This is a genomic window from Nocardia sp. NPDC005745 (assembly GCF_040630775.1).
In the GTDB taxonomy this organism is placed as follows: Bacteria; Actinomycetota; Actinomycetes; order Mycobacteriales; family Mycobacteriaceae; genus Nocardia.
In genome coordinates, this window is record NZ_JBEXYF010000077.1 from 1 (window position 1) to 7028 (window position 7028).

The 7028-nt window shown below is 60.9% G+C and carries 7 protein-coding genes and 1 pseudogene; 7 read left to right on the forward strand and 1 reads right to left on the reverse strand.

The genetic code is table 11. The annotated features are described in order from the left end of the window. The first annotated feature begins 246 nt into the window (after positions 1-246). The 6 genes and pseudogenes from ABZ420_RS35715 to ABZ420_RS35740 all read left to right on the forward strand — a co-directional run bounded on the left by ABZ420_RS35715 (position 247) and on the right by ABZ420_RS35740 (position 5726). Entirely contained in the window at positions 247-1566 is a 1320-nt protein-coding gene (locus ABZ420_RS35715; protein ID WP_357132545.1) for a pentapeptide repeat-containing protein, read from the forward strand. A gap of 348 nt (positions 1567-1914) precedes the next feature. Then, positions 1915-2538: a GIY-YIG nuclease family protein gene (locus ABZ420_RS35720; RefSeq protein ID WP_357132548.1), complete on the forward strand. Its 624-nt coding sequence runs from the start codon at positions 1915-1917 to the stop codon at positions 2536-2538. Between the two features lie 768 nt (positions 2539-3306). Then, a pseudogene (locus tag ABZ420_RS35725) lies at positions 3307-3538 on the forward strand (transposase family protein); the annotation flags it as partial. Positions 3539-3637: 99 nt separating this feature from the next. Continuing rightward, positions 3638-4615, forward strand: a complete 978-nt coding sequence (locus ABZ420_RS35730; protein ID WP_357132551.1) for a DUF6301 family protein — start codon at positions 3638-3640, stop codon at positions 4613-4615. A 542-nt stretch (positions 4616-5157) separates the two neighbouring features. After that, a complete protein-coding gene (locus ABZ420_RS35735; RefSeq protein ID WP_357132554.1) occupies positions 5158-5343 on the forward strand; it encodes a hypothetical protein in 186 nt (61 codons plus the stop codon). Between the two features lie 23 nt (positions 5344-5366). After that, entirely contained in the window at positions 5367-5726 is a 360-nt protein-coding gene (locus tag ABZ420_RS35740; protein WP_357132557.1) for a flavin reductase, read from the forward strand. 42 nt (positions 5727-5768) lie between these two features. Here the strand turns inward: ABZ420_RS35740 and ABZ420_RS35745 are convergent, their stop codons facing one another. Beyond that, on the reverse strand, positions 5769-6104 hold the full coding sequence (locus tag ABZ420_RS35745) for an Lsr2 family protein (protein ID WP_357132561.1): 336 nt from the start codon (positions 6102-6104) through the stop codon (positions 5769-5771). A gap of 222 nt (positions 6105-6326) precedes the next feature. Between ABZ420_RS35745 and ABZ420_RS35750 the strand changes: the two genes are divergently transcribed. Continuing rightward, complete coding sequence (locus ABZ420_RS35750; RefSeq protein WP_357132564.1) at positions 6327-7013, forward strand: restriction endonuclease; 687 nt, start codon at positions 6327-6329, stop codon at positions 7011-7013. Positions 7014-7028: the final 15 nt, after the last annotated feature.

Below are 7028 nucleotides of genomic sequence, written 5' to 3' on the forward strand. Positions count from 1 at the left end.
ACGTCCTGTGGGCACTGCTGCGTGACGGTCGGGAATTCACCAACGCCACGCCGTCCCCCGCAGGGCTGGTGGCTTGACACGGTCATTGAGAGTCCTCCTCATCCGTTTCCGTTGGGACAAGGTTGGCAACCGTCAGCCCTGGCCAGTGGTGATTGCGGACCGATCGCGAACGCACCACGAACAAGGTGACAAGGGGTTTCCTGGTGACCGAAGAGTTCGGCGCTGGGATCTTGAGAGGATGCAAGGGTGAACGAGGGGACGGCGGAGTGGCAGGAGGCCATCCGACGATTCGGCGGCCTGCTTGGTCGATTGCGCGTAGAGGCTGGACTAACCGTGCGCGAGCTCGCCGCGGCCATCGGGGTCGCTCCGGCCACCATCTCGAAGACCGAAAACGGAGGCCACGCCAGGCCACAGGACTTCTACGTCGTCAGGCAGTGGGTCGCGTCTTGCGCGCATCGCGTGGACGGGCACGGCGGGTCGTTCTCGATCCCGGTGGCGCTCGACTGGTGGCGGGAGGAGCACGGTCGACTAGAACGCCTGCACGAGGAGTGGAGCCTGCGGTCACGGCCACTCCGCTCCGAGTTGGGCGGTCCCACCGCACCGACCGCCGCGGGCCCTAGTCACGATCCCGGCCCGGTCGGCTTCGAGGTGCTGCATCAGAAAACGGTGGATCATCTGGCCGACCGTTCACCTCATGTACGCATGGCAGCTCTGCGCGCGCTGGGAGACCTGGGGGACAAGTACCACGAGAAGCGGCAGCGCATCGTCGACGAGCTGTGTGACTACCTCCGCATCCCTCCGGACACTAGTGATGCCAGCGAGAGCCAGGTCAGGCGCACGGCCCAGATGGTGCTGGCTGCCCGGCTGAGACCCGAACGCAGTGACGGCGCGACGGCCACGAACTCTGCTTTTTGGCCGGAAATGGATGTCGACCTCAAGAGGGCATATCTCTGCGACGTATACTTCAACGGCTGCGAGTTCCGCCACGCCGACTTCGACGAAGCACAGTTCGAGGGGGAGGCCCATTTCGATGGTGCACGTTTCGTGGGGGAGGCCAGATTCGTGGGAGCCGTGTTCCGGGGATACGAAGTCTCGTTCCAGAGCGCACGTTTCGAGGCTGTCAGTTGGTTCCGCTGGGTGGCCTTCCATGGCTACGCTTACTTCCAGTACAGCTTTTTCGGCTTCAACGCCGAGTTCTCACGATCGCAGTTTAGCAACAATGCCTACTTCGATCGTATGACGGCACGAAACCACATCTGGTTCACCCATGCCGTTTTTCACAGCTCCATTAACTTTCAGCATGCCCAGGCAGAGGGCGCGACATTCGATCTCAACTCCTTCCGCGCAGGCGTCGACTTTCGGCGTGCACGATTCGCCTCGCCGCCGAAGATCAGCAGATGCGAGGTAGTAATCGGTGAGTCTGAGCGGCACTGGCCGGACAACTGGGTGGAGCTGACGGCGGAGGAGATCTGCGGATTCATCGATTCTTGGCCTGTGGACCGGGCCGCAATCGTTGAGAAGGCGCATGCTGCGAAGATTCGGGCTCAGTGGGAATCCCTGTCCTGACCGGTTTGTCGCCAGCATCTCCGCACACAGTTGAATCACAAGCTAAGAGCACTTCATTTGCAAAATCTGCGTAGCATACCGGGACTGCATGGCAACGCGGGGTTAATTCAGCCGGAAGCCACAGGCGGTGGCGGTTTTAGTCAGAGTCGAAGGTGCCGGTAGTCGGCAGGACACGTAGAACATTGGCAACTGGAGAACGCCTGATCATCGTGGGGAATATCAACTCCGTACGTTTGGCTGGACACCAGGGCCTGTGTTCCTATGGCCAGATACCAGCACGGGCATAGGAAGGAAAGTGGAAGACGATGCGGAGAGATTTCGCGACAAGTTCGGGGCGCTGATGTCGGGATGACCCTGACTCTCGGACCGATCATGCAGAGCGCCGGCATCGACCCCGTGGACACGCAGGTGATTCGGCACGCCTATGTCAGGGAGCACCAAGACACCGGCATGCCGGGCATCCACGCAGACTCATCGGACGAAGAGATCCACCTCAGCAACCGGCTCGTCATCGGCTGGAGGTCGCCGCGTACCTGGAGACTCAACGGTCCCACGGCCGCCGGCTATCCGGTCACCGAGATCGCGGATGCGCAGCCGGTGCCCTTCCCAGGCTTCGACCGCCTCGTCCTCGACCACGCGCAGCTGCAGGCGGTGATGCGCGAGCACAGGTACGCCTCATGGCGCACTGCACTCTCATCGGTGGTGGGTGTCTACCTGGTCACGGACACCCGGGACGGCCGCCAGTATGTCGGCAAGGCCGACGGCACAGAGAGCATCCGGCAGCGCTGGAGCGCATACGCGGCCAACGGCCACGGTGGCAACGTCGAGCTGCGCGGCCTCGACCCGAACAGCTTTCGCTTCTCGATCCTGCGCGTCTTCGACCCCGCGACGCCCACCAGGGATATCGATGCGGCGGAGATCCACTTCAAGGTCGCCCTCGATACGCGCAGGCACGGTCTGAACCGAAACTGACGGCCTAGGTTGGGAGTGTCCGATTAAGTCTCTGACACTCCCGGGCGGTGTAGCTGCAACGGGTTTTGTGGCGGCGATTTCATAGAGAGTCGCAGGTACCGGTACTCGGCAGGACACGCGAAACATGGGCAACTGCAAAACGCCTGGTCCTAGTGGGTGCGTATCCGGTCTGACGATTTGCGGTGCGTCCGCACTGATCGGTTCACCGTTCCCATGTTCGTCGTGCCCGGGGCGGGGCACATCGAACATGGGAACGGGGACGACCTGCCGGTTTCGGGTGGTCGGCTGGTGATCGAAGTCGACTACCAACTGCAGGCCGGACTCGTTGGTGATCACGGAGACACGTCGAACTGCTGACGGCAGGTTTCTGGTTCGAGTCCAGATGGGGGAGCAAAACCACCAAATCAGGCACGGTCACCGTGCCTGACCTGTTTTAGGCTGCGGGCCGCGACCAAGAATACGCCAAGAATTCCGGTCCACACTTCTGGGCGCTGCACAACCATTTCGCTCTTGGGCCTGCCCCATCGACTCGTCGCCTCCGGATCGACGGTTGAACGTCGTTGGGGGACGGCATGGCAGTCAACCTGGGCGGTGCAACCCGACTGGTGAATGCAGGGTCACCTATTCCAACGGCGTCTGACTCCGGCCAATGGCGTCTGCCCGGTCAATGAGACCACGAAGATGGCGTGCTGCTACTAGCTGTGTGGCGCGGCATCGCTGGGACTGAATGGCCAGACAGAACCAGTGAAACCCATACATCGGTGGGCCGGGCGGCCGGTGAAGATCGTGTCGATCGTCGATGAGCAGACTCGCGAATGTTTGGGCGGGCTGGTGGAACGCTGGGTCAGCGCCGACAGGCTGATCGATGAGCTCGACCGCATCGCCGTGCAACGCGGCTACCCGGCCGCGCTGCGGTGCGACAACGGGCCGGAGCTGGCTGCCACGCGATGGGGGACTGGCTGGACGCGTCGGGCTGGCATTCATCCCGCCGGGACTGCCCTGTTGATATGCCTCGAAACGACGGTATGCCTGTACTGGTGACGAACTCGTGGCTTGCCATGCACGACAAGACCGTTGAGCTGCAAGAACAAGGACTGATATGACCGGCTGGGTGGAGTTCACTGACGGCCTGACGCAGCACCTGTCCACGTTGTCTGCTGGGACGGTCGTCATCATCGGTGAGGCAGACGAACCGAAGGAGCGCCGCCGCTTCGTCCAGTTCCGGCAGCTCGACACCATGATCTGGGCAGAGCTGCCCGGCGACAGCTGGCTTGCCCCCGACGTGCAAGTCGGAGACTCCGGCGGCCGGATCATTGAGAGCGCTGGCTGGCAGCGCCCGGACGCCGACCACTGTGAAAACTGGAGGTATGAATTGCGCTGGCCGGCTTCGTCGGACGGCTATCGCCAGTTGGCGGCAAGGATGGTCACGGGTCTACGTGACGGCTTCGGAATCGCGGATCCGGCCACGTTGGTGTACGAGGCGTGGAACGAGCGCGGCGGCGAGACCGAACTGCCGCTTCTCGGTCTATCGACGAGGCGAGCGCACACCGCAACGAGCGTTGCTCCGAGCTCCGAGGAGTTCGCCGCCGGTTGGCGAGTCATGGGGAGCTCGGAGGTCGTCGATCTCGCCCGGCAGCTGCAGTCGTTGGTCTGGTCATGGCGGATGGGAAACCTGATGCGCCTGCTGGCGAAATTCGACTGGCGTGATCCGATCATCCAGTCGAACGACTGGGTTCGTTTCGACAGCGGCCTCGGTCCCGGCAGCTGCGACGTGATCGGCAACGGCGGTCACGCCGAACGTATCGAAATAGCCTTGACCACACTGGCTCCCGACGATGTGGCCGGTCGGGCGGCGGTACATGCGGCGTTCAGTGACATCGCCGCCGCCCTGACCGCCTCACTCGGAGCGCCGACCGCGGAGATCGTCGACTCGATTCCCGAGATCCGATGGAGCGGTGAGGAAACAACCCTGCTGTTGACCGATCTGGGCTTGATGGTGCGACTGTGCTTGGTCACGAACACATGGTTGGCCCACTACGACGAGGTGAACCACCTGCAAGAACGGCGGACGAGCTGACGCAATCGCTCGTGGTGGATCTGCTGACATGCGCGGCGCCTTGGAGGAAGCCGGTATCCGGCTGCGCCCCAAAAGTCACCATCGGCAGGACACGCAAAACATGGACAACTGGAAAACGCCTGGTCGTCGTTGATGACTACTCGATATGAGCTCGTTCACGAACGGGTGCGTGGGGGTCAGGGGTTCGAGTCCCCTTAGCTCCACCATGACGGCCTTACTCGAAACCGTGACCGGAAAAACACCGGCAAGGGTTGGGTAGGTACGGGAACTCTGGAAAGCCTCCGCTGAGCGGGGGCTTTTTGCATTCTCGCCCCTGGTTCGCCGCGTTCGTCCTGGTGAGCGCGCAAGGACGGGCGCTGGGAGGGGGCGATCGGGTATCCGAACACTGCCGTTGCTGCCAGCAATACGCGATCTCCTCTCTCACTACCCCGGCCGACGAAGCGTTGGTCCGCCGAGCGTGGAGCTGCCACGAATGATCGGACGTTGGTCGAGGCCATCGACCACTTCATGCCGGAACCGCTCGAACAGGAGAGGATACGAGGATGAGTAGTCCGATGAGCCATGCCCACCGCCTGCTTGCTCCGCGGATTGCCTACCTTGTTGGCACGACGGATACGGCGGGGGTCGCCAACCTGATACCGGTGTCCAATCTGACCTCTGTTTCGACCCAGCCGCAGCAGATCGCCGTGGCAGTTGTGAAGGAGTGGCTAACCCACGAAACCTTCTGACTGCAACAGGTTTCGCCATCAGCGTGCCGACGATCGAGCAGCTGGATGGCGTCTGGAAGCTGGGGGCGAAGTACTCGAAGTTTTCCGTCGCTGATCCAACCGAGAAGCTGGCTGCGTGTGGGCTTTCTCTTGATGGCAATTCATCGCGCTACGGCCCGGTGCTGCCTACCGGCATTGGCTGGCTCGACTGCCGGATCGTCGCGCGGTTCGATCTTGGCGGCGATCACGGCATCACGGTCGGCGAGGTTGAACGGGTCTGGTTCAATACGGATCACCTGACCGATGACGGCAAGCCGAAGACGACGATACAACCGCTCATGCAACAGACAGGAAATATGTTCACGACGACAGGGGATGGGCTGCAAGCGGTGCCATACTTCTAGCCTTCCGGAACCTCCTCGGCCCGTGAGGCGCTCACTAAATGGTCAGTTCGTGGCCCTGTCGTACGCCGCGACGATCTCGGACGACACCCGCCCGCGGCTTGACACACCCAAGCCGTTCGTTCGTGCCCATTCCCGGATTGCCTGCGTCTGTGCCCGGTCGGTCACGGACGTCATCTGATTCTTGCCACGCAACTTCCGTCCACCAACCCGACGAGCATGGATCGTCCACCGCTCGAAGATGCCTTGCAGGCGGGCAGTATTGAGCTTCGAGAGATCAAGCTCGTACTCGACGCCATCGAGCGCGAAGTGCACCGTCTCTTCGGCTACGGACTCACCGTCGAAATCGTCAACCAGCTCGACCGTAACCTTGCGCGCCATGCAGGACTCCTTGGGAGGTGAATAAGAGTTGTCACAATAGCGCAGATCAGGGAAGGCCGTTGCAATGGCACCCGCTTGGTGGCCCAATGTGTATCGGTGAGGAAGTCGGAGGAAAGAAGATGGGCTTGATCGATCGTGAGCACGCCGACACTCACCACAGATAAGCTGCTTGCTTCTCTGGCGATCTGCTTGTTGCGCAATGTTTTTGTGTAATGTGGGGGAGTGACCGGATGGAAAAACTACGAAGATGAGACAGCCGCGTTCTATCGTACTCTCGGGTTTGAGACGCGAACTGGAGAAAAGCTGAATGGTGCTCGCGGCACTCATAAGATTGACGTGACTGTTCGTGGCTCAAGAGCTGGAATGCAATTCCTCTGGGTAGTCGAATGCAAGCATTGGCGGCGGCGTGTCACAAAAGAAAAGGTCGCGGCGCTTCTTTCGATTGTCCAGGACGTTGGCGCTGACAGGGGCATCATGCTAAGTGAGAGCGGTTTTCAAGCCGGTGCGCCGCGCATGGCTCAGAGTTCCAATATTTCCTTAACCAGCCTCAGCGAATTGCGTGTTGACACCCATGCTGAGCAAATTGAATTTCAAAACTCAATCATAAGGAAGCGGTGTGAGGCCCTCGAAAAAGAACTGGACGTGATTTGGTCGACCGCTAACTGGATTGATGACGAAGAGTCATTACACTTCGCATGTCCCTTGAGTAAGCATCACTGGAATGCTCGAATTAGCATATTTGCCGATATCGTAAAGCTTGCAATGAATGGCGCCTGGCCGGTCCATTTGAGTATCGTCGATGCAGACGGAAGGGTTAGATATGCCGCAGCTAGGTTCTGTCTCCCAATCGACCGAACAGGGTGTTCGGAGTGCCTCGTTCGTGCATCATGTCCGCTGTGTCGAGGCTGACGGTTGATCGGTATC

Bases quoted from the DNA above. Each gene is read 5' to 3' on its own strand.
- ABZ420_RS35720 (WP_357132548.1), top strand. From the start codon at position 1,915: ATGACCCTGACTCTCGGACCGATCATGCAGAGCGCCGGCATCGACCCC.
- ABZ420_RS35730 (WP_357132551.1), top strand. From the start codon at position 3,638: ATGACCGGCTGGGTGGAGTTCACTGACGGCCTGACGCAGCACCTGTCC.
- ABZ420_RS35735 (WP_357132554.1), top strand. From the start codon at position 5,158: ATGAGTAGTCCGATGAGCCATGCCCACCGCCTGCTTGCTCCGCGGATT.
- ABZ420_RS35745 (WP_357132561.1), bottom strand. From the start codon at position 6,104: ATGGCGCGCAAGGTTACGGTCGAGCTGGTTGACGATTTCGACGGTGAG.